Annotated in this window: 27 protein-coding genes; 9 read left to right on the forward strand and 18 right to left on the reverse strand. The window is 67.2% G+C overall.

Translation table 11 applies throughout. The features are described 5' to 3' along the window. Positions 1-10: 10 nt before the first annotated feature. The 6 genes from Q8N10_RS16980 to Q8N10_RS17005 form a co-directional block, all read right to left on the reverse strand. A complete protein-coding gene (locus Q8N10_RS16980) occupies positions 11-463 on the reverse strand; it encodes a PA2169 family four-helix-bundle protein (protein WP_304783699.1) in 453 nt (150 codons plus the stop codon). 97 nt (positions 464-560) lie between these two features. After that, positions 561-800, reverse strand: coding sequence for a hypothetical protein (locus Q8N10_RS16985; RefSeq protein WP_304783702.1), 240 nt, complete (start codon positions 798-800; stop codon positions 561-563). 29 nt (positions 801-829) lie between these two features. Next, positions 830-1,432: an HAD family phosphatase gene (locus tag Q8N10_RS16990; RefSeq protein WP_304783705.1), complete on the reverse strand. Its 603-nt coding sequence runs from the start codon at positions 1,430-1,432 to the stop codon at positions 830-832. A 15-nt stretch (positions 1,433-1,447) separates the two neighbouring features. Then, positions 1,448-1,573, reverse strand: a complete 126-nt coding sequence (gene ykgO, locus Q8N10_RS16995; RefSeq protein WP_111456358.1) for a type B 50S ribosomal protein L36 — start codon at positions 1,571-1,573, stop codon at positions 1,448-1,450. A 98-nt stretch (positions 1,574-1,671) separates the two neighbouring features. Next, complete coding sequence (locus Q8N10_RS17000; protein WP_304783708.1) at positions 1,672-1,848, reverse strand: rubredoxin; 177 nt, start codon at positions 1,846-1,848, stop codon at positions 1,672-1,674. Between the two features lie 9 nt (positions 1,849-1,857). Further along, positions 1,858-3,132 (reverse strand): cytochrome P450, encoded by a 1,275-nt coding sequence (locus Q8N10_RS17005; protein ID WP_304783711.1) that lies wholly within the window; start codon positions 3,130-3,132, stop codon positions 1,858-1,860. 89 nt (positions 3,133-3,221) lie between these two features. Between Q8N10_RS17005 and Q8N10_RS17010 the strand changes: the two genes are divergently transcribed. Together Q8N10_RS17010 and Q8N10_RS17015 are read left to right on the forward strand one after the other, a co-directional pair. Then, entirely contained in the window at positions 3,222-3,848 is a 627-nt protein-coding gene (locus Q8N10_RS17010) for a TetR/AcrR family transcriptional regulator (protein ID WP_304783714.1), read from the forward strand. 85 nt (positions 3,849-3,933) lie between these two features. Beyond that, positions 3,934-5,211 carry a lytic murein transglycosylase gene (locus tag Q8N10_RS17015; RefSeq protein WP_304783716.1) on the forward strand — a complete coding sequence of 426 codons (1,278 nt, stop codon included), beginning with the start codon at positions 3,934-3,936 and terminating at the stop codon, positions 5,209-5,211. Positions 5,212-5,232: 21 nt separating this feature from the next. Here Q8N10_RS17015 and Q8N10_RS17020 read toward each other — a convergent pair whose 3' ends face one another. After that, the gene (locus Q8N10_RS17020) at positions 5,233-6,552 is read right to left on the reverse strand and encodes an MFS transporter (RefSeq protein ID WP_304783719.1); all 1,320 of its coding nucleotides are present in this window, start codon (positions 6,550-6,552) and stop codon (positions 5,233-5,235) included. Between the two features lie 109 nt (positions 6,553-6,661). On the opposite strand from Q8N10_RS17020, the gene motA reads away from it, so the two are divergent. Further along, entirely contained in the window at positions 6,662-7,531 is an 870-nt protein-coding gene (gene motA / locus Q8N10_RS17025; protein ID WP_304783722.1) for a flagellar motor stator protein MotA, read from the forward strand. A gap of 63 nt (positions 7,532-7,594) precedes the next feature. Here the strand turns inward: motA and Q8N10_RS17030 are convergent, their stop codons facing one another. Continuing rightward, positions 7,595-8,689 (reverse strand): 5-(carboxyamino)imidazole ribonucleotide synthase, encoded by a 1,095-nt coding sequence (locus Q8N10_RS17030; protein WP_304783725.1) that lies wholly within the window; start codon positions 8,687-8,689, stop codon positions 7,595-7,597. Positions 8,690-8,696: 7 nt separating this feature from the next. Continuing rightward, complete coding sequence (gene purE, locus Q8N10_RS17035; RefSeq protein WP_304783728.1) at positions 8,697-9,188, reverse strand: 5-(carboxyamino)imidazole ribonucleotide mutase; 492 nt, start codon at positions 9,186-9,188, stop codon at positions 8,697-8,699. A gap of 135 nt (positions 9,189-9,323) precedes the next feature. On the opposite strand from purE, the gene Q8N10_RS17040 reads away from it, so the two are divergent. Continuing rightward, the gene (locus tag Q8N10_RS17040) at positions 9,324-10,073 is read left to right on the forward strand and encodes a GGDEF domain-containing protein (RefSeq protein WP_304783731.1); all 750 of its coding nucleotides are present in this window, start codon (positions 9,324-9,326) and stop codon (positions 10,071-10,073) included. A 71-nt stretch (positions 10,074-10,144) separates the two neighbouring features. Here Q8N10_RS17040 and Q8N10_RS17045 read toward each other — a convergent pair whose 3' ends face one another. The 3 genes from Q8N10_RS17045 to Q8N10_RS17055 are packed head-to-tail and all read right to left on the reverse strand — an operon-like array spanning position 10,145 to position 11,464. After that, entirely contained in the window at positions 10,145-10,366 is a 222-nt protein-coding gene (locus tag Q8N10_RS17045; RefSeq protein ID WP_304783734.1) for a YdcH family protein, read from the reverse strand. 52 nt (positions 10,367-10,418) lie between these two features. After that, positions 10,419-10,865 (reverse strand): TIGR02444 family protein, encoded by a 447-nt coding sequence (locus Q8N10_RS17050; protein ID WP_304783737.1) that lies wholly within the window; start codon positions 10,863-10,865, stop codon positions 10,419-10,421. Further along, on the reverse strand, positions 10,865-11,464 hold the full coding sequence (locus Q8N10_RS17055; protein WP_304783740.1) for a UbiX family flavin prenyltransferase: 600 nt from the start codon (positions 11,462-11,464) through the stop codon (positions 10,865-10,867). Before Q8N10_RS17055 ends, Q8N10_RS17050 begins: the two co-directional genes overlap by 1 nt. 131 nt (positions 11,465-11,595) lie before the next feature. Between Q8N10_RS17055 and Q8N10_RS17060 the strand changes: the two genes are divergently transcribed. Continuing rightward, complete coding sequence (locus Q8N10_RS17060; protein WP_304783743.1) at positions 11,596-11,769, forward strand: DUF465 domain-containing protein; 174 nt, start codon at positions 11,596-11,598, stop codon at positions 11,767-11,769. A gap of 77 nt (positions 11,770-11,846) precedes the next feature. Here Q8N10_RS17060 and Q8N10_RS17065 read toward each other — a convergent pair whose 3' ends face one another. Continuing rightward, positions 11,847-12,509, reverse strand: coding sequence for a DUF1013 domain-containing protein (locus Q8N10_RS17065; RefSeq protein ID WP_304783746.1), 663 nt, complete (start codon positions 12,507-12,509; stop codon positions 11,847-11,849). A 637-nt stretch (positions 12,510-13,146) separates the two neighbouring features. On the opposite strand from Q8N10_RS17065, the gene Q8N10_RS17070 reads away from it, so the two are divergent. Next, on the forward strand, positions 13,147-13,611 hold the full coding sequence (locus tag Q8N10_RS17070; protein WP_304783749.1) for a hypothetical protein: 465 nt from the start codon (positions 13,147-13,149) through the stop codon (positions 13,609-13,611). Between the two features lie 108 nt (positions 13,612-13,719). After that, complete coding sequence (locus tag Q8N10_RS17075; protein ID WP_304783753.1) at positions 13,720-14,649, forward strand: NADP-dependent oxidoreductase; 930 nt, start codon at positions 13,720-13,722, stop codon at positions 14,647-14,649. Here the strand turns inward: Q8N10_RS17075 and ribB are convergent. The 4 genes from ribB to Q8N10_RS17095 all read right to left on the reverse strand — a co-directional run bounded on the left by ribB (position 14,646) and on the right by Q8N10_RS17095 (position 19,591). Then, a complete protein-coding gene (ribB, locus tag Q8N10_RS17080) occupies positions 14,646-15,815 on the reverse strand; it encodes a 3,4-dihydroxy-2-butanone-4-phosphate synthase (protein ID WP_304783756.1) in 1,170 nt (389 codons plus the stop codon). The genes Q8N10_RS17075 and ribB overlap by 4 nt on opposite strands. Further along, entirely contained in the window at positions 15,812-16,393 is a 582-nt protein-coding gene (locus tag Q8N10_RS17085) for an NADPH-dependent FMN reductase (protein WP_304783759.1), read from the reverse strand. Before Q8N10_RS17085 ends, ribB begins: the two co-directional genes overlap by 4 nt. Before the next feature lie 2 nt (positions 16,394-16,395). Next, complete coding sequence (locus Q8N10_RS17090; protein WP_304783762.1) at positions 16,396-18,135, reverse strand: class I adenylate-forming enzyme family protein; 1,740 nt, start codon at positions 18,133-18,135, stop codon at positions 16,396-16,398. Between the two features lie 121 nt (positions 18,136-18,256). After that, positions 18,257-19,591, reverse strand: a complete 1,335-nt coding sequence (locus Q8N10_RS17095) for an acyl-CoA dehydrogenase family protein (RefSeq protein ID WP_304783765.1) — start codon at positions 19,589-19,591, stop codon at positions 18,257-18,259. Between the two features lie 353 nt (positions 19,592-19,944). Here Q8N10_RS17095 and Q8N10_RS17100 point away from each other — a divergent pair, with 353 nt between their 5' ends. Then, positions 19,945-21,159: a serine hydrolase gene (locus Q8N10_RS17100; protein WP_304783768.1), complete on the forward strand. Its 1,215-nt coding sequence runs from the start codon at positions 19,945-19,947 to the stop codon at positions 21,157-21,159. On the opposite strand, the gene Q8N10_RS17105 is transcribed toward Q8N10_RS17100, so the two are convergent. Further along, the gene (locus tag Q8N10_RS17105) at positions 21,107-22,723 is read right to left on the reverse strand and encodes an MATE family efflux transporter (RefSeq protein WP_304783770.1); all 1,617 of its coding nucleotides are present in this window, start codon (positions 22,721-22,723) and stop codon (positions 21,107-21,109) included. The genes Q8N10_RS17100 and Q8N10_RS17105 overlap by 53 nt on opposite strands. 255 nt (positions 22,724-22,978) lie before the next feature. Here Q8N10_RS17105 and rfbB point away from each other — a divergent pair. Further along, the coding region (gene rfbB / locus Q8N10_RS17110; protein ID WP_305663960.1) for a dTDP-glucose 4,6-dehydratase at positions 22,979-23,877 on the forward strand (899 nt) is incomplete at its 3' end.

The raw sequence follows: 23,877 nt of genomic DNA on the forward strand, positions 1-23,877 counted from the left end.
GGCCGACGGACTAGTTCAGGCTCTTCTTCAGGGCGCTCATGGTGTCGTGGTCGGCCTTGATGTCAGCAAAGGCGCGGGTCACCACCTCACGCACGGTGGCCGGCAGCTCGTCATCGGCCAGCGCCTTTTCGTACTTCGCCTTGATGAAGTCCTCGCCGCGCTCGACCTCGTTGATGATGGCCTTTTCATCGTGACCCATGACGGCGGCCTTCAGGTCGACGAACATGTTGTGCGCCTTGCCGAGCGCCGACTGATCGTCCTCGGGCTCGCCGCCGAAGGTGCGGACCTCCTGCTGCAGCTCGCCGGTGATCTTCATGCGCTTCAGCGAGCGCTCGCTGAACATGGTCTTGTACTGGCTGTCCTGCGAGCTGTGCGCGGCCTCCTTGTAGCCGTTGGCGCTGTCGAGGGTGGTTTCGATCAGGCTGTTCAGAACCTTCACGGCGTGTTCGTGGGGGGTGCTCATGGGCGATCTCCTGAGGTGATGGGACCGCTGCACAACATGCGCCGGGACAGAGAGTTCCGGCCTAGAGCAGTCCCCGCGCCGCAAGCGCCGGCTATTCTCAGTCCTCAGCGTGTCTGTCAGCCATGATGAGCAGCGCGATGACGCATATCGGCAGCAGCACATACAAAGCTGGTGTTTCCCAACCTGCGCCGAGCCGGATAAGTGCATGGACAAGAACAATTGCCGCAACGGTGCCCACGACCAGCAATATCCACCCCTTCGGGTGGCTCGGGTAATAGCCCCACAGGATGCGGCCAAACCAGATTTCCCGGCCCTCCCGATTCAGCCTCTTCCCCATGTCTCACTCCAGCGACGGACGACGGGCCACTATAGCAGCCCGCGCGCCTCCAGCGCCGGCCGCAGCGCCGCCGGATCGGTGAAATGGTGGGTGTCGATGCCAAAGGCGCGCGCGCTCTCCACATTGGCCACGCTGTCGTCGACGAAGAAGATGTCGCCCGGCGCCAGGCCGAAGCGCTCGCAAGTCAGGGCGTAGATCCGCGGGTCGGGTTTGATCATGCCCTCGCGGGCCGAGACCACGATGTCGCGCAGGCGTCCGAAGGCCGGGCTCATGGCCATGGTGCCGTCGAAGGTCTCCTCGGACATGTTGGTCAGACCGTATTGTGGAACCCCGGCCGCGTGCAGGGCCTCGATGGCGGCCTCGCTCTCGGGGATGGTCCCGGAGAACATGTCCCACCAGCGGGTCTCCCAGGCCTCGATCGCCTCGCGATATTCCGGGAACTGGGCGATCAGCGGCGCGCGGTTCTCCGCGAAGGTGACGCCCAGGTCGTGGTTGACGTGCCAGATCATGGTGCAGACCGACGACAAAAACCGGTCGCAAGCGACCGGCTCTGGAAAGATCTGGGAATAGAGCGTGCGCGGATTCCAGCGCACGACCACATTACCAACGTCCCAGATGACCGCCTTCGGCATCTGGGCCCCGCAGCCTTAGCCTTGCTTGGCTTTGAAGCGCGGGTTGGTCTTGTTGATGATGTAGACGACGCCCTTGCGGCGCACGAGCTTGCAGTCGCGGTGACGCGTCTTGAGCGACTTAAGCGAGCTTCGAACCTTCATGACCGTATCTTCTTAAAGACCAGGCTTTCGCCCGGGGGTGTCTACAAGAGCCGGCGCATATACGAGCCGGCGGCGAGTGAGTCAACGTCGGGCGGGGCTCAGAGTTCGATCATGTCGAACTCGGCCTTGGCCGTCCCGCAGAGCGGACAGATCCAGCTGTCGGGAATATCGGCCCAGCGCGTGCCCGCCGCCAGCCCCTCCGCCGGATCGCCGAATTCTTCTTCATAGATGTAGCCGCAGGTGCGGCATTGCCAGGTCTTGAACGGCTGGGCCACGCGACTTCCTCAGTGCATCTTGAAGCGGATCGGAACCGACTTGGGCCCGCAAACGAAGCTGGCCGCCATGTTGCGAGGCGCGCCGTCCAATTCAACCGACTCCAGACGGGCGAACAGTTCCTCCCAGAGAATCCGCATCTCCATGCGGGCGAGATGCTGGCCCAGGCAGACATGGGCGCCGTAGCCGAAGGCCACGTGCTTGTTGGGGGTGCGTTCGACGTCGAACTTGAAGGGGTCGGTGAACACCGCCTCGTCGCGGTTGCCGGACGGATAGGACAGCATCATCCAGTCGCCCTTGGCGATCTTCCTGCCCGCCAGATCGGCGTCGGCGGTGGCCGTCCGCATGAAGTGCTTCACCGGCGTCACCCAGCGAATCGACTCCTCGATCAGACCCGGGATCAGGGCCGGGTTGGCCTTGACCTTGGCGAACTGCTCGGGGTTCTCGGCGAGCGCCCACAGTGCGCCGGCGGTGGTGGACGAGGTGGTGTCGTGGCCGGCGGTGGCGGCGATGATGTAGTAGCTCATCGCCTCAAGGTGGCCGAGCGGCTGTCCGTTGACCGTGCCGTTGGCGATCACGCTGGCCAGGTCGTTGCGGGGATTGATCCGCCGATCCTCGGTGATGGCGTTGAAATACAGCATGAAGTCCATCACCACCGACTGGATGGTGTCCACGCCCTGATCGGTGGTCTGGGCGGCGCCTCCGCTGCGGCTCAGCTCGGGATCTGCGCTGCCGAACAACTCCTGGGTGAGTTTCAGCATCCGAGGCTCATCGGACTCCGGCACCCCGATCACCTCCATGATCACGTGCAGGGGGTAGAGGAAGGCCACGTCGCGGGCGAAGTCGCAGCGGTCGCCGTGCGTCGCCATCCGATCCACGAAGCCCCGGGCGATCTCGCGGATCCGTCCCTCCAGCGCTCGCAGGTTCTGCGGCACAAAGGAGCCCTGGGTCAGGCGCCGGTAGGCCATGTGGTCGGGGTTGTCCATCTGCACCAGGGAGCGGACCAGGTGCGGGCTTCCGCCCATCATCTCCCGGACCTTTCGGTCGGCTTCGATCGTGGTGAGCACCGTTGAGCGGTCGCCGTTGTGGAACAGCTCATTCTGGCGCTCGACCTCCAGGATGTCGGCGTGGCGGGTCACCACCCAGAAGGGGTCGAATCCCTCAGGCTGCGCCTGCTCCAGGGGCGCCTCCTTGCGCAGCCAGGCGAAGGCGTCGTCCACTTGCTTGCCGTCCGCATAGGCGCGGGGGTCGATGATGGTCTGGGCGATATCGGACGGGATGGTCATGCGCGGTTCCAGCCTTGCTTGTCTTGGAGCGGCCACGGTCAAGCGCGGCCCACTTGTTAGTTGTCCAACAACTTTCTAGAGTGCGCAACATGGTCACGACATTGACGAAGGTCAAAGCGCGCCGGAGCCAGGCGCAGCGACGCGACGAATCCGAACGCCGGCTCCTGGCCGCCGCCGCCGAGCTGGTGGTGGAGCGCGGCATGGGCGCGGCCACCTTCGAGAACATCGGCGCCCGCGCTGGCTACAGCCGTGGCCTGGTCACCCAGAGGTTCGGCTCCAAGCGGGGCCTGATCGAGGCCCTGATCGCCGATCTCCAGGGCCGCCTGGGGGGCTTGTTGGAGGACCGGCGGGTCGAAGAGCTGAACGGCCTGGAGGCGGTGCTGGCCTATGTCGACGTGTTCCTGGCCGCCCTGGACCGCGACAGCGAGCTGCGAGCCTATTTCGTAGTCCTGGCTGGCGCCGTGGCCGACGTCTCGGAGCTGCGCGCGCCTTTCGCGGCCGCCCACAAGCAGGTGGAGCAGGCCCTGGAGTCCTTCTTCCTGCGCGGTCAGGCCGAGGGCGCGGTGCGGGCCGGCATCGACGCCGACGCCGCGGCCCTGATCACGGGCGCCCTGTTGTTTGGCCTGTCCATGCAGCTGCTGCTGGACCCCCTGATGGACCTCGCCCCGATCCGCGAGACTAGTCTGATGACCCTCCGGCTCAGCTTCGCCGCCTGATCTCCCCGCCCTCGCAGCGCAAGCCGTCGGTCGCCCTTGACGGGCTTGTGATTGAGGCTCGGGCCAGGGCCCGCTAAGTTACACCATGGATCGTCGCGTCTTCCTCGTCTTGCTGTTGGCCGGCTGCGCCGACCCGTCCACCAACCTGGTGCCGGTGGTGACCCCGACGCCACCGCCCCCCACGCCCCAGGCGCCCGCGCCAGTGGTCCCGCCGACCCAGTCGGGAGTCCGCAGTTTCGATGACTGGTCCAGGGACTTCTACAGTCGGGCGGTGAAGGCGGGGCTTCCCGCGAGCCTGCTGGATCGCGAACTGGCGGGTCTGGTCCCCGATCCGCGGGTCAACAGCCTCGACGGCCGCCAGCCGGAATTCGCCAAGCCCTTCGGCGACTATATCAAGGGCGCGGTCAGCGAGGATCGGGTGGCCATCGCCGCGCGCCGCAAGCCGGCCGTCGCCTCCATCCTGGCCGACATCGAGGCCCGGTACGGGGTCCCCGGTGACATCCTGATGGCCATCTGGGCCATGGAGACCGGCTTCGGCGCCGTGCTCGGGGATTTCGACGTCATCCGCTCCATGGCGACGCTCGCCGCCCAGGGCCGCCGCCAGGCCTTCGCCGAAGACCAGCTGATGGCGGCGCTGCGGATCATCGGCTCGGGCGAATTCCCCCGCAGCCAGCTGCGCGGGTCCTGGGCCGGGGCCATGGGCCAGACTCAGTTCATCCCCACCAGCTTCCTGGCCACCGCCGTAGACGGCGACGGCGACGGGCGGCGCGACGTCTGGGGCTCCACGCACGACGCCCTGGCCTCGGCGGCGAACCTGCTTTCCAAAGGCGGCTGGCAGCGCGGCCAGGGTTGGGCGCGCGAGGTCACCGTGCCCGACGGCTTCGACTACAGCCTGACCGAGGGCCCGCGGGAGACCCCGGACTGGTGGGCCCAGCACGGGGTGCGCCGCACCGACGGCCTGCCCTGGAGCGGCGCTGACTCCGGCGCCAAGGCTATGCTGATCACGCCGACCGGCGCGCAGGGGCCTGCCTTCCTGCTGTTCCCCAACCACTTCGTGATCCGCAAGTACAACAACGCCACCACCTATGCCCTGGGGGTCGGCCTGCTGGCCGACCGGTTCGGCGGCATGGGCGGGGTGATCAAGCCCTGGCCCTACGAGACGGCGCTCTCCATCGGCGACCGCATCGCCATCCAGCGGGCCCTGGCCCAGCTCGGCTTCGATCCGGGGCAGCCGGACGGGGTGGTTGGGGTCAACACCCGCACCGCCCTGCGCAACTGGCAGAAGTCGCGCGGGCTCACGGCCGACGGCTATCTGTCGCAGGACATGGTCCAACGGCTGAAGGCCGAGGCCAACATCCTCTGATCTTCAGGGTGGCCGGGGGGTTTAGAGCGACCCCTCGTCGCTCTTCTCCAGGGTGGCCATGGCCGAATCGGCCTGGGTGGCCGGCTTGGGGTCGGCGTTGGCCAGTTGCGGGTTCTTGAAGGCGTAGACCAGCATGGCCAGCATCAGGACCATGTTGAGCACGAAGGGCGCGGCGTGGACCTGCTGGTAGAGCAGCACGAACAGCGGGGCGAGCACCACATTGACGCCGTTCACCGCGGCGATGGCCCCGGCGGCGCGGGCCTGTTCATGCATGCCCACGGCCAGGGATGAGCCGGCTGTGAAGCCCGGACGGGCCAGGCCAAATCCCAGGCTTGAGATGGCGTAGCCGGCCACCACCGCGGCGTAGGTCGGCTGGAAGGCGACGATCAGGTTGCCCAGCGCCGCCACCGCCACGCCCCAGCGCAGCAGCTGGCGCGGGGTCATCGCGAACATGCGGATGATGCCCCACTGCGCCAGCAGGCCAGCCACGGCGCCGAACATCATGGCGATGGCGATGAAGCCCTGGGCCTGCATGGGGGACATCCCCAGCTTGTCGATGATCAGGAAGCCCAGGGTCTGGCCCTGGGCCGTCTGGCAGACCGCCACCACGAAGCCGTAGATCAGGAAGGGCGTGATGCGCGGGTCGCGCCACATCGGGCTTTCCTTGGCGGCTGGCGGCGCGCCGGCCACGGGCTCGGCCCTCACCGGCTGGACGGGCATGTGCTGGCTCTCGGGCAGCTTCTTCCAGACCACCACAAGCATGATCAGGGCGATCACCGAGAAGGCCACCATGGGTCCCGCCAGTCCGAAGAACGGCAGGATGAACAGCGGGGCCAGGAACGGGCCGATGACGGTGCCCAGGCCAAAGGCGCCGGCCAGGCTGGACATGGCGCTGGTGCGCTCCTCCGGCGGCGTGTGCTCGGCCACATAGGCCTGGGTGGCGGGATTGGAGGCCGCCCCGAACAGGCCAAACAGCGCTCGCGCCAGCAGGAAGAAGCCGAAGATAACCATGGGCGGCGCCAGGTGATGCAGGCCTGCGGCGACCACCACGGCGCAGGCGGCCATCGAGACAGCGAACCCCACCAGGCCCACCAGCATCAGCGGCTTGCGGCCATGACGGTCGGAGGCGCGCGCCCAGTAAGGAGAGGATCCCGCCCACAGCAGGGCCGACAGCGAGAAAACGCCTGCCACCAGGAAGTCGGGAATGCCGATGGAGCGGCCGATGGCCGGCAGCACCGAAATCATCCCGGTATTGCCCATGGCGGTCACCAGCGACACGCCGAAAATGATGGCGAAGGACGACTTGGGCAGGCTCACGGGAACGGGCGCTGACTGGGACATGGACCGGCTGTTACGCCGCGCCGCTGGAGGGCGAAACCCCCTAAATCCTCACCGGGCATTAAGCATTAACGGGGATGCTCCGGGCAATTCGTCCCAGGACCCGTCTCGCATGTTTCAGATCATCGGCATTGTGCTGCTCTTTGCCACGGTGTTCGGCAGCTACCTGTGGTCCGGCGGCAACATGGCCGTCATCATGCACGCCCTCCCCCACGAAATGCTGGCCATCGGCGGTTCGGGAATCGCCGCCTTCCTGGTCTCCAATTCGATGACGGTGGTGAAGGGAACAGGGGGCGGCCTGGCCAAGGTGTTCGCCGGCCCCAAGTGGAAGGCCTCGGACTACCGCGACCTCCTGTCCCTGCTGTTCCTGCTGACCAAGACCATGAAGTCCAAGGGCGTCATCGCCCTGGAAAGCCACATCGAGAACCCCAAGGACTCCTCGATCTTCTCGCGCTTCCCGAAGGTGACGAAGGACCACTTCGCCGTCGACTTCATCTGCGACACCCTGCGGATGATGACCATGAACCTCGAGGACCCGCACCAGGTCGAGGACGCCATGGAAAAGCAGTTGGAGAAGCACCACCATGAGGCCCTGGCGCCCGCCGGCGCCCTGCAGAGCCTGGCCGACGCCCTGCCCGCCCTGGGCATCGTCGCCGCCGTGCTCGGCGTCATCAAGACCATGGGCTCGATCACCGAGCCGCCGGAAGTCCTGGGCACCATGATCGGCGGCGCCCTGGTGGGCACCTTCCTCGGCGTGTTCCTGGCCTATGGCCTGGTGGGGCCCTTCGCGGCCCGCCTGAAGGAGATCCTCGAGGAAGAGGGCTCGTATTACCGCATCATCCAGTCGGTGCTGGTGGCCCACCTGCACGGCAACGCCGCCCAGATCTCGGTGGAGATCGGCCGCGGCAGCGTCCCCTCCGGCGCCCAGCCCAGCTTCCTGGAACTGGAAGAAGCCCTCTCGGCGATCCCGAACGAAGCCTAGCAAGCGTGGCAGCCTGACGGGGCCGCGGGTTCGGGCGCCCGGCGCCCGTAGACGAAGGACGCGTCAGCGTCGCTCCGGCAGGAGCGGGCTCACACGGTTCACGTGGCCCATCTTGCGGCCCGGCTTGGCGTCGCGCTTGCCGTAGAGGTGCAGGCGGGTCTCGGGCTCACCGGCGAACTTCAGCCAGCCGTCCGCCTCGTCCCCCAGCAGGTTCAGCATCTCGACCCGGGCGATGGCGGCCGTGGGGCCAAGCGGCCAGCCGGCGATCGCGCGGATGTGTTGCTCGAACTGGTCGACCTCGCAGCCGTCCATGGTCCAGTGGCCGGTGTTATGGACCCGGGGCGCGATCTCGTTGACCAGCAGCCTGCCGTCGGGAAGCTCGAACAGCTCGATCCCGATCACCCCCACATAGTCCAGCCCCGTGAGCACCTGGGCCGCGATCCGCTCGGCCTGCTCTGCGAGGCCCGGACTGACGGCGGCCGGCGCCACGGAACGGCGCAGCACGCCGTTCTCGTGGTGGTTCTCGGCCATGGGATAGATGGCCAGCTCACCGTCGCGGCCACGCGCGGCGATCACCGACAGTTCGCGCACAAAGTCGGCCGGCGCCTCCAGGATCACCGGCTGGCCGCCCAGGAATTCGAAGACGGCGGCGGCGTCGGCGGCGTGCTCGACCCAGCGCTGGCCCTTGCCGTCATAGCCTTCGCGCCGGGTCTTCATGAGGGCCGGCGCGCCCACCTTCCCCATGGCGGCGGCGGCGGCCTCTCCGCTGTCGGCGGCGGCGAAGGCCACGGTGGCCACGCCGATGGAATTGAGGAAGGTCTTCTCCTCCACCCGGTCCTGCGCCACGGCCAGGGCCCGCGCATTGGGCGCCACCTCGACCTCCTGGGCGGTCAGGTGGGCCACGGCGGCGGCCGGCACGTTCTCGAACTCGAAGGTGACCAGGCTGGCGACGGCGGCCAGGGCCTCCAGGGCGCGCGGCTCGTCATAGCCGCCGCGCACCGTATGGGCCGCGACCCGGCCAGCGGGCGCGTCTGGGGCGGGTTCCAGGATCGCCACGTCGAAGCCCAGCCGCGAGGCGGCCTGGGCCAGCATCCGACCCAGTTGTCCGCCGCCGAGAATTCCGATGGTTTCGCCCGGAGCCAGGGGGAGCATGGCCATGGGGGGATCAGTCCTCGACGGTTTCGGAAACGGACTGGGTGTGGCGAGCCCGGTGATCGGCCAGTCGCTTGGCCAGGGCCGGGTCGGACAGGGCCAGGATCTGGGCGGCCATCAGGCCGGCGTTCTTCGCGCCCGCCTCGCCGATGGCCATGGTCCCCACGGCGACGCCGGCCGGCATCTGGACGATGGAGAGCAGGCTGTCGAGGCCGCTGAGGGACTTGGACTGCACCGGCACGCCCAGCACCGGCAGCTCGGTCATCGAGGCCGTCATGCCGGGCAGGTGGGCGGCTCCCCCGGCCCCGGCGATGATCACCTTGAATCCGGCTGACTTGGCCCCCTTGGCGAACGCATACATCCGCTCCGGTGTGCGGTGGGCGGAGATCACCTTGGCCTCATAGGCGACGCCCAGGGCGTCCAGGCTCTCGGCCGCACCTTTCAGCGTCGGCCAGTCGGAACGGCTCCCCATGATGATGGCGACGGGCGCTGACATGGCGCTCATGGAATACAGGCCCCTGCGACGAGAAGGCGCGGAGTATAGGCGCCGCCTTTGCGCCCGCAACCAAGGACGTTTAGGATTCTTAACGTCGACAAGGCCTCGTCGATTCGCGTTCTCTGAAAGCCCGTTGAAAACGACATGAAGGTCACTGGCGCCCGCAGCGAGCCGTTTTCGGCCATCCGTAGGCGCGCCTTGGCCCAGGCGGGGGCCCATTTCACGGCCGGAGCCGCGCCGCCGGCGGACAAGACCGCCTTTCTGGGTCTGAACGAGGCCGACCTGACGCCGGCGGTTCAGAACGCCGTGAAGACCCTGCTGACCGAAATCGATGATCTGCGGGGCGAGGTTTCGCGCCTCAAGGCCAAGCTTTCGGAAGCTGAGACCCTGGCAGACCGCGACCCTTTGACGCCCCTGCTGAACCGGCGGGCCTTTGTCCGGGAGCTCGGTCGCATCCGCACCTTCGCCCAGCGCTATGGTTCGCCGGCCAGCGTGGTCTATTTCGACCTCGACGGATTCAAGAGCGTCAACGACCGCTTTGGCCACGCGGCCGGAGACGCCGCCCTGCGCGCAGTGGCCGAGCGCCTGGTCGCCAATGTCCGCGACAGTGACATCATCGGCCGCATGGGCGGCGACGAGTTCGGGGTGATCCTGGTCCAAGCTGATGAGGCCACGGCGCGGGCCAAGGCCGAATCACTGGCCCAGGCCATCGAGGCCTCGCCCATCGAGTTCGGCGACTGGTCAGCGCCGCTGCACATTTCCTACGGCGTCTGCGAGATCACCCTGGACATCGAGCCCGAGGCCCTGGTGGCCGAGGCTGACGCGGCCATGTTCGCCGCAAAGCGGGCCCGCACCGCCGCGCCTCCGATCGCCACGGGCGAGGCGACGGGCTGATCGTCAGGTCAGGTTCGGAGGTTTCGACCTCTGCGGGGCGCCGGCATTCGCCCGCATGGGCGGTATCTCGGCTAGGCGATGATGTCCGGCGTCAGCTGATCGCGCAGCCGCTCGATCTCGTCCTTGAGCAGCAGCTTCTTCCGCTTCAGGCGGCTGATCACCATCATGTCGGGCAGAGGCGACAGCATCAGGGCCTGGATGGCGGCGTCCAGATCGGAGTGGTCCAGTGTGGCGATGGCCAGGCGGGCGCGGACGCCCTCCTCTTCCGGGTCTTCGCCTTCATGATCGTTCATACGCACGCCCCGAACCCATCGAGGCGATGATGCGCATCGCCGGAGCCCACGTCTAGCTTAACGCACGCGCCAGCATGGCGAGGGCGTCGTCGGAGGCGGGCTTGCCCCAGGCGGTCGAAGCGGCCCGGAGAGAGGCCAGGGCGCCATGGCCGCCGCTGGAGGCGCCGGCGAGGCCTTCCAGGGTCTCCATCAGCACGCGCTCGGCCCGCAGCTCGGCGGCCTTGATGTCCTCCCGCAACCCTTCGCGCGCGCCGTCATCGACCGGCGGCAGACTTTGCTTCAACGCCCGGCGCACCTCGCGGATCGGGAGAAGGGCGCTCGCGTCCCAGGCCCGGGTCACAGCGACCGCCCTGGCCAAGGCCTCGGCGTCCGGCCCCTCGGCCCAGACCGCCCACAACAGGAAGGAGGTGTTCTGGCCGTGGGAGTCCTGCAGATCCAGAGTCGCCTCGGGAACGCCTGGCTGGCCATAGGCCTCCAGCGCCCACGCCCAGAGGGACATCAGACGTCACCCGACAAGGGGCCGACGTCCTGCCCCCAGCGCTTCACGGGCCGCCACGCCAGGCCAAACAGGTCGAGCGCCCGGCCCACGGACTGATCGACCATCTCCTCCAGGCTGGCGGGCTTTGCGTAGAAGGCCGGCAGGGGCGGGGCGATCACGGCTCCCATCTCCGCCAGCTTCACCATCGTGCGCAGGTGCCCCAGGTGCAACGGAGTCTCACGCACCATCAGCACCAGGGGCCGGCGCTCCTTGAGCGTCACATCGGCGGCGCGGGTGAGCAGGGAGGAGGTCACCCCGGTGGCCACCTCGCTCATGGTGCGCACCGAACAGGGAGCCACGATCATGCCCAGGGTCGGGAATGAGCCCGAGGCTATCGAAGCGCCGACATCGCCGACCTTGTGCGCCACATCAGCGCGGGCCTGGACGTCGGAGACCGAGAGCTCGGTCTCCTGGGCGATGGTCAGGGCCGCGGCGCGGCTCAGGATCAGGTGGCTCTCAATGGAGAGTTCGCGGCAGGCGTCCAGGACGCGCAGGCCGTAGGTGACCCCGCTGGCCCCGGAGATGCCGACAATGAGGCGGGGACGATCAGTTCTTGTCATGCCCTTGGGTCCCCGCGCCTGATTTCAAGGCGCCTGTTCCGTCCGCTCACGTGCAAACATATGTGATCTGACAGACCAGACCAGCGGGTGTTGAGTGTTGGCATCGTTCCAACACAAGGAGACGACCCGTCATGGCCGTTGAAGCCCGAATCCGTGAACTTGGATCCCGCCATCACTCCCTCGATCAGGCGATTCAGGACGAGCTTAACCGACCAGCATCAGACGAGGCCCGGCTCAAGGAACTCAAGCGCAAGAAGCTCAAGCTGAAGGAAGAGATGGAGGCCCTGCGCGCCCGGACCCACTAGGGTTTGAGATTCAGGTCCCTCTGAAGGGGGACGCCCCTGGGCGTACGCGACTGCGTCCGCCCAGGGCTCCGTCCTGATCAATCCTCGGCGTCGTCGTCGTCGTCGTACTGGGTGTCTTCGGCGACATCTTCGACCGGGGCTGAGCCCGTGACTGAGGCCGGCTCCAGGGTTGCGCCGTCCGGCTCGACGATGCCGCGCTTGGCGTCGTCCTTGGCCTTCTTGTCAGCGGCCTTGCGCACCACAGCGTCCAGCTCGAGCTGGGTCGAAAGGCCCAGCGTCACCGGGTCAACCGGCTTGATGTTCGCGGCGTTCCAATGCTGGCGGTTGCGCACCTGATCTATGGTGGCCTTCGTCGTGCCCAACAGGCGGGCGATCTGGCTGTCGGCCACCTCGGGGTGGTTGCGGATGAACCAGGCGATGGCGTCGGGGCGGTCCTGACGGCGCGACACCGGGGTGTAGCGCGGAGCCTTCTTCACTGGCTTCAGCAGTTCGGCGTGGCGGCTCTTCTGGGCGACCATGCGGTACTTGTCGCTGGCCTGGGCGGCGTCGAGTTCTTCGCGGGAAAGCTGGCCATTGGCGATCGGGTCGGCGCCGCGGATGTCGCGCGCCACTTCCCCGTCAGCGATGCCCTTCACTTCCAGGGGGTGAAGGCCGCAGAAATCGGCGATCTGTTCGAAGGTGAGCGAGGTGTTGTCGACCAGCCAGACGGCGGTCGCCTTCGGCATCAGAATGTCGGTCATGACGGGCTCCGAAAATGACGGCGCCCGGCCTTTCGGCCGGGCGGTGCATAAGTAGCAGAGCGTCGTATAGGCGTGTTCCGCCGCCAAGAAAACGACAATCGCGTGCTTGGTCGCCCCCGACTTCCTTTTGAATCAGCGCCTTCGGGGAGCGCGGTTTCGGCACGGCGCCGGCCTGGAGCTGCTCGCGATCCGTTCGCCCTGGCGCTCAGCCGCGCGTCGACCTTGCAGCCTATGGCTGCATGCCCTCAATTTGAGGGCGCCTGACCGCGATCTGCGGCCGTTTTGTCACAGGTCCGCCCTGCGGACGGCGCACCTGGATCCTATTTGTCACACTCTGCCGGGCTTCGCCCCTTCACGGCCTGCGGCGACGAGGGGAGAAACTTGTCCTCAGGGCATTTTATTTAACAAAATCAGTACTCTTTGCCCAGGACCGCCAAGGTTCAACCGGGCGCTGATCAGCAACGGCGACCAATCCTTAAGGGGCATTAACTATAAAAACCCCAATTCGGGGCGAAAAAGTACAGTTTCCGAAAGAATTCGAGGGCATATAGATGGCTTACATGAGACGATCTGTCGCAAACCCAAACAACGAGGCGCCGCGTCGCCATTGCCCCCCCGGGCGCGCCGAAGACAACCTATGAACGTCATCCGCAAGCTGCTCTTGCAGCACCGAGCCGAGGTCCAGGCTCAGATGGTCGCCGCCCGAGCCAGGGCCGCCGAGCCCTTCGAGGAGGAGCTGCGCGCGGTCAACATCGCGCTCGCGGCCCTCGACGGCGCGCCCTTGATCGAGGCTGAACCCGACGAGTCGCCACCCGCCCCCGCGCCGGTCCGCAAGGCCGGCCTAGGCCGTGGCCGCATCAAGCGCAGCCTGGAAGACATGATCCTGGCCGCCCTGCGCGCCCACGAGGAGGGCGCCGACACCGGCACGATCCTGGAGTCCCTGGAGCGCCGCTGGAATCGGAGCTTCCAGGAATCGCGGGTGGTCGAGGAACTGCGCCGCCTGGCCTCCGACCGGACCGTGGTTCTGGAACGCGGGCACTGGCGCATGCAGGCGCAGCCAGACCTGGTGACGGGCGACACCGCGCAGCACGTCGCGGCCTGAGGCCGTCAAACGGTTCTCCCTTGTTTTGACACGGTCCGGAACACCGGTCAGACCCTTGCCGCCCCTCTCCTTCAGCGAGCGGCGTGACGATCTCCAACAGGTGGACCCATGAAGGCTGTCTTGCTCACAGATCACGGCGGGCCTGAGAACCTGCGCTATGGCGATGCGCCAGATCCGGTCGCCGGTCCTGGCGAGGTGGTGGTCGACGTCCACGCCGCCAGCGTCAACGCGGCTGACTACAAGGTCCGCGAGGGCGGGTATTTCAAGCTGACCTTCCCCTATATCCTCGGCCGCGATTTCTCCGGTTTGGTCAGCGCCGTGGGCGATGGCGTCACCGATCTTGCTGTGGGTGACGCGGTGTTCGGCGTCGCCGACCAGGGCAAGGATGGCGCCTATGCCGAAAAGATCGCGATCAAGGCCGCCATCATCGCTAGGAAGCCCGCGCCCCTGAGCCATGAAGCCGCCGCGGCCATGGGCCTGAGCAGCCTGACCGCGCTCTGGGCGCTGGAGGACACCGCCAGGCTGAAGGCCGGAGAAACTATCCTGATCCAGGGCGGCGCGGGCGGCGTCGCAGGCTTTGCGATCCAGCTGGCCAAGCACCTGGGCGCCACAGTGATCACCACCGCCAGCGCCGGCAACGCCGACTATGTGCGCAGCCTCGGGGCCGATCAGGTCATCGACTACAACAGCCAGGACTTCACCAAGGTCGTCCATGATTGCGACGTGGTCTTCGACACGGTGGGCGGTGACGTCCAGGCCCGCTCCTACCAGGTGCTGAAATCGGGTGGGCGCCTGGTGTTCATCGCCCCGCCGAAGAAGGACTTCACGCCACGCCAGGACGTCGAGACCCTGCGCCCGGCCGTCACCCGCGACCGCGCCCATCTCGAGCGGATGCTCGCCCTGCTGGAAGCCGGCGCGGTGTGGCCGCCAAATATCGTCTGCTATGGCCTGGCCGATGCAGCCGAGGCGCACCGCGTCGCGGAGGCCCGCCACCTGACCGGCAAGCTGGTGCTGGTGACCGGGCGGGCGGCCGGCTAGTCGAGCGGCGTGCGGCCGACGATGCGCAGGCCGTAGCCGCCCGAGCCCGGCAGCACGGTGGCCGAATTGGACAGCAGCGTCATGTCGCGCACGCCGAGATCCAGCAGGATCTGGGCGCCGACCCCGTAGTCGCGCAGCACATTGGCCCCGTGGTCGGTCCCCGGCTCCGCGCCGTACCGTTCCGACAGCCAGGCTGGATTGGAGTCGCGGATGAATACCGCCACCCCGGCGCCGTCATAGTCGGCGATGGCCTGCAGGGCGCGCGGCACATAGTCCCGGCGCGCCTCGGTGTGGCCCAGCATGTCGGCGGCGAAGTCGACGCGGTGCATGCGCACCAGGGTCGGCTTGTCGGGATCGATCTTGCCCCTGGTCAGGACCACGTGCTCGGTGCCGTCCAGGATATTGCGGTAGATCACCATCCGGAAGCGGCCGCCGAAGGCCGAGTCGAAGGGCGTTTCCAGCACCCGCTCCACCTGGCGTTCGGTGCGGCGGCGATAGGCGATCAGGTCGGCGATGGTGCCGATCTTCAGGCCGTGCAGCTGGGCGAAGCCCACCAGGTCGGGCAGACGCGCCATGGACCCGTCGTCCTTCATGATCTCGCAGATCACGCCCGCGGGGTTCAGGCCCGCCATGCGGGAGATGTCGACCGCCGCCTCGGTGTGGCCGGCGCGGACCAGCACGCCGCCGTCGCGGGCCACCAGGGGGAAGACGTGGCCGGGCGAGACGATGTCGTCCATGCCCTTCGTAGGGTCGATGGCCACGGCCACGGTGTGGGCGCGGTCATGGGCCGAGATGCCGGTGGTCACGCCTTCTGCGGCCTCAATTGAGACGGTGAAGGCGGTGCCCATGCCCTCGCGGTTCTCCGCGGCCATGGGGGGCAGGCGCAGCTGGCGGGCGCGATCGCTGGTGATCGACAGGCAGATCAGGCCGCGCGCGTGCTTGGCCATGAAGTTGATCTGGTCTGGCGTCGCGAACTGGGCCGGGATGATGACATCCCCCTCGTTCTCGCGGTCCTCGGCGTCCACGAGGATGTAGGGGCGGCCGTTGCGGGCGTCCTCAATGATGTCCTCGATCGGCGAGATCGCGGATTCGTGGGCCTCTTCATTGCCTCCGCCCCCGCCGTCGGAGGTGGAGGAACCGGTCTGGACGAGATAGGGGCGCTTCATCGGGCGGCTTTCAGCAGGGCGAATTCCAGGACCTGTTCTCCCACCGTGGCGAGCTGCCAGGCGTCCTTGGGGTCCACGCAGGCCCCTTCGGCGTCGAAGGAACCGGAATTGGCGTTCAGGGCCGCGCCGAACGGAGTCGGCCAGCCCCTCAGGGCATGTATGATCGATCGCAGCGTGGTCAATGTCGTGCCTGCGGCCTGCCAGCCCTCGGCGGTGATGACGCAGCCCACGGCGCGGCCTGTGAAGTAAGGCCGGGCGTCATCGCGCAGACCCTCCAGGGTGTCCAGGGCGTTCTTCACCACCCCGGAGATCGAGCCGTGATAGCCGGGGCTGGCGACGATGACGCCATCGGCGTCGCGCACGGCGTCAATGAGCACCTGTTGCTCAGGCGTGGGACCGCCCGGCTGGGGGTTGTAGATCGGCAGGCTGGCCAGGAACTCCCCGCCCAGCAGGCGCGTCTCGCCCCCGCCCGCCTCGACCGCCGCCAGCGCCACCTTGAGCGCCTTCTCGGTGGAGGAGTTGGAGCGGATGGTGCCGCCGATCCCGACGATCAGCGGCTTTCGCGCCAGAGAACCCATGCCTACTCCTCAAACACCTTCTTGAGCTCAGTCTTCAGGATCTTGCCGTTGGCGTTCCGGGGCAGGGTTTCGGGCCAGAACACGACCTTCACCGGGACCTTGAACCCCGCCAGCCGTTCGCGCACCCAGTCCCGCAGTTCGGCTTCGGTCGCCGTTCCACCAGGTTTCAGATGCACGATGGCCGCCGGTTCCTCACCGAGCGTCTTGTGCGGAACGCCGACCAGGGCGGCGTCCATGACGTCGGAATGGTCATACAAAACATTTTCGACTTCGACACAGTAGATGTTTTCGCCGCCGCGGATGAGCATGTCCTTGGCGCGGTCGATGATGAAGAGGAAGCCCTCCTCGTCGATGCGCGCCAGGTCGCCGGTTCGCAGCCAGCCGCCCGCGAAGGTTTCGGCCGTGGCGTCGGGCTTGTTCCAGTACAGCTTCACCACCTGAGGGCCCTTGACCCACAGTTCGCCCACCGCGCCGTCGGGCAGGAGGGTGACGCCGTCGGCAGGGTCGCGGATCTGCATCTCGCCCACCGGGGCGGCGGGCCCGGCCGAGTCGGGGCGGAACGAATAGTCCTTGCCCAGGTGGCTGGTGAAGGTGGCGGTGGTTTCTGTCATGCCCCAGCCGTTGCCGGGCTGGGAGGCCGGGAACACCTCGACGATCTTGCGCACCAGCTCGGGCGCCGAGGGGGCGCCGCCGTAGGAGACGGCTGTCAGGGACGACAGGTCGTACTTCGACCGCGCCGGGTGCTCGATGAGCTGCCAGGCGATGGTGGGAACCCCGCCGGTGGAGCCGACCTTCTCGGCCTCGATCAGCTTCATGGCCGCCTCCGGCTCCCAGCGGCGCATCATCACGATCTTGCCACCGGCGTTCATGCTGGGGCTGAGATTGGCCGACAGGCCGGTGGCGTGGAACATCGGCACCACCAGCAGAGTGCAGCGCTGGGGCAGCTTGTGGGGGTCGCTTTCCGGCAGGGGTTGGCCGGCCCGCAGGAAGTTACGCGCGGCAGAGATTCCGCTGGCCATGATGTTGGACGTCATGTTGCGGTGGGTGCCGAGCGCGCCCTTCGGCTTTCCCGTGGTGCCGGAGGTGTAGAGGATGGTGGCGTCGTCCTCCGGGTCGATGGCCACCTCCGGCAGAGGCATGTCGGCCAGCCGGCTCCAGTCATTGGGCTTGCCGATCACGTCCTCCAGCCGGCTGACCCGGGGGTCGCCGCGGGCTGCGGACAGGCGCGAGACATAGACCCGCTCCAGGGCTGGAAGGTTGGGCAGGTGGTCGATCAGGCGCTCCAGCCGCTCGTCATCGACAAAGGCCACCTTGGTCCCGGAATCGGCCAGGCCGTATTCGAGCTCGGCCCCGGTCCACCAGGCGTTCAGCGGGGTGACGATGGCGCCCAGCAGGACGCCCGCCCAGAAGGTGACGGGCCATTCGGGCAGGTTGCGCATGATGACCGCCACCCTGTCGCCCTTCTTGACGCCGTCGGCGGCCAGACGGTGGGCGAGCGTGATCGTCGCCCGCGTATAGGCTTCGTAGGTCACCCGCTCGTCGTCGTTGATCAGGAACTCCCGCTCGCCGAAGGCCCGACCGTTCAGGAAGACGTCGCGCAAGGTCGGCGGGGCGTTCTTCCAGGTGCGGGTGGCGACACCCCGGATGACCTTCTCCTCCATCTCGAACCGTTGGCCGGGCGCCGTCAGCTGGGCGTGGGCGTCACGGATGCTCATCACGGGCCAGGCGGGGGCGTCGGTCATGGAAATCCTCGGGTCTTGGAAATGGGAGGTTGTGAAATGTCTGGATATGCGAAGGGCGGCTCCCGCAAAGGAGCCGCCCCCACATTGTCGCGCCTTTCCGCAGCGGGAAAGGGTCTGGTGACTAGGCCTTTTCGGTTTCCCGGGCGCCGCGCAGGGCCTCATAGCCCTTCTTCAGATCGGCCAGTTCGTCGGCGTACTTTTCCTGGGCTTCCTCACGGAGGCGCGGAATATGGTACTTCGGGAACAGGTCGTTGTCGGCGCTGTAGTCCTTCAGGACCTGCTTGGCCAAGGTCACCTTGTGAACCTCGGTGGGGCCATCGGCGATGCCCATGACCAGCGAGCTGGTGACCATGTGCATGAAGGGCATCTCGTTGGAGACGCCGAGCGCGCCGTGCAGGTGGGCGGCCTTGGTGGCGATGTCGTTATAGACCTTGGGCATCATGACCTTGATGGCCGCGATGTCCTTGCGCACCAGATTGTAGTCCTTGTGCTTGTCGATCAGCCAGGCGGTGCGCAGCACCAGCAGGCGGAAGCTTTCCAGCGCGATCCAGCAGTCGGCGATGTCGGCCTGGACCATCTGCAGGTCGGCCAGCTTGCCGTCGCGGGTGTTCCGCGAGGCGGCGCGTTGGCACATCAGGTCAAGCGCGTGCTTGCAGGAACCCACCGTGCGCATGGCGTGGTGGACCCGGCCGCCGCCCAGGCGAACCTGGGCGATGACAAAGGCCGCGCCGCGCTCGCCAAGCAGGGCGTCATAGGGGACGCGCACGTTGTTGTAGCGGACATAGCCCTCGGTCCCGCCGCCGATCTCGCCGCCGCCGCCGACCGCCACGTTGCGGATGATCTCCACGCCAGGGGTGTCGGTGGGCACGAGGAAGATCGAGGTGCGGCGATAGGGGTCCTTCGCGTCCGGGTCGGTGACCGCGTACAGCACCAGGACCTTGGAATAGCGGGCGTTGGTGGAGAACCACTTCTCGCCGTTGATCACCCACTCATTGCCGTCCAGGACCGCGCGGGTCTTGAAGGTCAGGGGGTCGGAACCGCCGGTGGGCTCGGACATCGAGAAGGCCGAGCGAATCTCACCGTTCAGGAGCGGCCAGAGATACTGCTCCTTCTGCTTGTCTGTGCCGTAGTGGGCGATGATCTCGGCGTTGCCGGTGTCGGGCGCCTGACAGCCGAAGACGGTGGGGGCCAGGCCGTTGCGGCCGAGCTTCTCGTTCATCAGGCCCAGCTTCAGCTGGCCAAAGCCCTGGCCGCCCAGTTCGGGACCGAGGTGGCAGGCCCACAGGCCCTGATCCTTCACCTTCTGCTGCAGGGGCTTGATGAACTTCTCGCGGCCGAGCGGGCCATGGACGGCCATGCCCAGATGGCTCAGAGGCTCGACCTCCTCGCGCATAAAGTCTTCAATCCAGTCCAGCTTCTTCTGGAACTCCGGGTCAGTTTCAAAATCCCAAGCCATCTATGGCCTCCCATGGCGCCGCCAAGTGCGGGCAGTTTTTCCTAAATCCGGTATGGCGTAGAGCGACGCCAGACCAAAAATCCGCGACACGACAGGCCCTTAGGCCGTCGGTCTGGTCGGCATTATCAAACGACTGTTCGGCTTACGCAACGTCGCCTTTGCGTCAAACCCACGAAATTCTTGTGCCGCCCCTACCGTCCTTCCTGGCTGACGCGGCGAAAGCTGCAGGCCGTGGAGGCCCGGCGCGGTGAGCCGAACCGCCGCCGGCGCCGCGACACGCCCGCAGCGCCGCTTGATATCGGCCCCGCGCATCCGGCACGGTGGGGGATCACTGACTCACAGGGACGCAGCGTATGACCCGGCCTGAAAAACTCGGCTTCTCCAGCGAACGCCTCGGCAAGCTCGACCGCTTCCTGGCGAGCCGCTACGTCGAGCCGGGCAAGATCCCCTGCGCCCAGGTGCAGATCAGCCGGCGTGGCGAACTGGTCCACGAGACCCTGCTGGGCCAGGCCGATCGCGAGCGGGGCAAGGCGGTGGCGACCGACACCCTGTTCCGCATCTATTCGATGACCAAGCCGATCACGAGCCTGGCCTTCATGATGCTGGTGGAGGAAGGCTTGGTGGCCCTGGACGATCCGGTGAGCCGCTTCATCCCGGAGTGGAAGAACCTGGGAGTCTTCAACGCCGGCGTCGGTCCGTTCATGACCACGCCGCCGGCTCGGCCGATGCAGATGGTCGACCTGCTGCGCCACACCTCGGGCCTGACCTACGGCTTTCAGAATCGTGGCAATGTGGACGCCGCCTACCGCAAGCTGAAGATCGCCGACAGCTATGGCCCCGACATGGACGCCTTCGTCGCCGAACTCGCCAAGCTGCCCCTGGAGTTCTCGCCGGGCGAGGCCTGGAACTACTCGATCTCCACCGACGTCCTGGGGGTGCTGGTGGAGCGCATTTCCGGAATGCCGTTCCAGACCTTCCTGCAGACCCGCATCTTCGATCCGCTGAAGATGTCCGACACCGGCTTCCAGGTGCGCGACGACCAACGGCCCCGCTTCGCCGCCTGCTACAACGCCACAGCCACCGGCGGCCTGACCCTGCAGGACGACCCGGAAACGAGCCCGTACCTGAATACCCCCAGCTTCCATTCCGGCGGCGGCGGCCTGGTCTCGACGGCCAAGGACTACATGGCCTTCTGCCGGATGCTGGGGAATGGCGGGGTGCTGGACGGCCAGCGGCTGATCGCGCCCAAGACCCTGAAGCTGATGGCGTCCAACCACCTGCCGGGCGGCCAGGACCTGACCGACCTGTCGCGCTCGCTGTTCTCAGAAGCCACCAACGCCGGGGTCGGATTCGGCCTGGGGTTCGCCGTGACCTTCGATCCGGTGAAAGCCATGCTGACCTCCAGCCCCGGCGAGTACTACTGGGGCGGCGCGGCCTCCACGGCCTTCTGGGTCGATCCCGTGGAGGACATCCAGGTGGTCTTCATGACCCAGGTCCTGCCGTCCTCCAGCTATCCTATCCGGCGGGAGCTTCGGACTTTGGTCTATTCGGCCCTGGTTGAGCCGTAGGGTCGGGCTGACCGGCTTCGGCCACGGCCTCGGCGGCCTCACTCTCCTCCAGGCCGCCCGGCAGGCTCATGCCGGTGTCGGGCGCGTCTCCGTGCGGGGTGAACTTCATCAGGCGCGCGTTGCGCCAGGGGCCCCAACGATACCAGGACGCGGCAAGGATGCAGGAGGTGATGCTGCCCAGCGGGAAGCTCCACCAGATGGCGTCGGCGCCGATCACGGGCATCAGCAGGTTGGCGAAGGGCACGCGCACGATCCACATCGAGATGATCATGGCGAACAGGGGCGGCCAGACCGACCCCGTGGCCCGCACGATCCCCGACAGGACGAAGGACACGCCGAAGGGGATGAAGCCCCAAAGGGCGAACATGTTGATCCGCATGGCGATGTCGTGGGAGGGACTGCCCACCGGCAGGAACAGGTGCAGGATGGTGGGCTCGACCAGATAGATCACCACCACCGGCACGGCGCTGAGCAGGGCGGCGTAGAGCGAGCCGATGCCGGCGATCTTGTCGACCCGGTCCATACGGCCCGCCCCGACGTTCTGGGCGGCCATGGAAGAGACCGCCGCCCCCAGGGCCATGGCCGGCATCTGAACATAGGTCCAGAGCTGGGTCGCCGCCCCATAGGCCGCGGCCGTGCTGGAGCCATAGGTGTTGACCATGCTGATCATCAGCACCGCCGAGCCCGAGATCACCAGCATCTGGAAGGCCATGGGCATGCCCTTGACCACGATGGTCTTGAGGATCTCCCACTCGGGCTTCAGCAGCTTCCACTCGTCGCGGCGAAGCACCAGCACCGAGTTGGAGCGGTAGAGATAGACCAGGATGATGCCCAGCGTGATGGTCTGGCTGGTGAGGGTCGCCATGGCCGAACCGGCGATCCCCATGCGCGGGGCCGGGCCGAAGCCGGTGATCAGGATGGGGTTGAGGATGACGTCCATCCCCACCGCGAGCAGCGAGAAATAGAAGGGCGTGCGGCTATCGCCCGCCCCGCGCTGCGCCATCATGACGAAGGAGAAGAAGTACATGAACGGCATGGCCAGAAAGATCACCCGCAAATAGGTGATCGCGTCCTGGACGGCGTCCGCCGGTGTGCCCATGGCGTGCAGGATGGCCGGGGTGAAGACGTAGCCGCTCACCCCCACCCCGATCGACAGCACGAGGAAGAAGGTGACGGCGGTGCCGATCACCCGCTTGACCATCGGCAGGTCGCCGGCGCCGACCGACTGGCCAATCAGCAGGTTGGCCGACATGCTGACCCCGAAGGCCGCCCCCAGCATCAGGAAGAAAATGATGTTGGCGTTGGAGGTGGCGGTCAGGGCCGCCTCCCCCAGGACGTGGCTGACCCAGATGGCGTTGGCCGTGCCGTTCAGGGACTGCAGGATATTGGAGCCCATCACCGGCAGGGCGAAGGCGATCAGGGTCGGGCCGATGGGACCGGTGGTCAGATCCTTGCCGCCGAAACGACCACCCGGGCCGCCAGGGCCGCGGGGCCCGCCGGGCGGAAAACCGGGCCGGGGCCCTGCGGGGGCCGCAACCGGCCCGTCGTCTGAACTCGAAACCACGGCCATCCCCAAGGCGCGACACGCGCCGCCCGCCATCGACTGGTCCCCGAAAATGCGGAGGCGCGGCGTGATCCCCGAAAATGCGAGGGAGCGAGTTGGGAGACTGTAGGCGCCCCGTCTCACCGCCTCAAGCGCGGCCCTTGCGAAAAAGCGTCACGGCGCGCCGCGAATTGAGCCCGACGCGATCTCCTGCTAGAGGCAATCCTTGCGGGAATTGACGTGGCAAGACCGCCGCCATCGCTTACGAAAGACTCCATGAAAATCCTTGTTACGGGCGGCGCCGGTTTCATCGGGTCGGCGGTCGTGAGACGGGCCGTGGCGGACGGCCATGAGGTGGTCAACCTCGACGTCCTGGCCTACTCGGCCAATCTGGAGAACGTGGCCGAGGTCTCGGCCTCGCCGCTCTATGCCTTCGAGCAGGCCGACATCTGCGACGCCCCGGCGGTGAAGGCGATCTTCGCCAGGCATCAGCCGGACGCGGTGATGCACCTGGCCGCCGAGAGCCACAACGACCGGGCCATCGACGGGCCGCTGGACTTCGTGCGCACCAACGTGATGGGCACCGCCGTCCTGCTGGAGGCCGCGCGCGCCTACTGGCTGGGCCTCGAGCCCGCGAAGAAGGCCGGCTTCCGCTTCCACCACGTCTCCACCGACGAGGTGTTCGGGGCCCTGGGGGAGAGCGGCGCCTTCACCGAAGAAACCCCCTACGACCCCAACTCGCCCTACTCGGCGAGCAAGGCCGGCGCCGACCACCTGGTGCGCGCCTGGAACCGCACCTTCGGCCTGCCGGTGGTGATCACCAACTGCGCCAACAACTACGGCCCCTTCCAGTTTCCGGAAAAGCTGATCCCGACGGTGGTGCTGCGCGCCATGGAGGGCAAGACCATCCCGGTCTATGGCGACGGCCGCCAGGTCCGCGACTGGCTGCATGTGGACGACCATGCGCAGGCCCTGCTGCTGGTGCTGCAGAAGGGGCGTCTGGGCGAGACCTATTGCATCGGCGGGGACTCCACCCACCGCAACCTGGAGGTCATCCAGATGCTGTGCGCCGAGCTCGACCGGCTGGCGCCGGCCAATACGCCCCACGCCGAAAAGATCACCTTTGTCGCCGACCGGCCGGGCCACGATTTCCGCTACTCCATCGACGCCTCCAA

This window comes from Phenylobacterium sp. (assembly GCF_030693625.1).
Taxonomy (GTDB): Bacteria; Pseudomonadota; Alphaproteobacteria; order Caulobacterales; family Caulobacteraceae; genus Phenylobacterium; species Phenylobacterium ferrooxidans.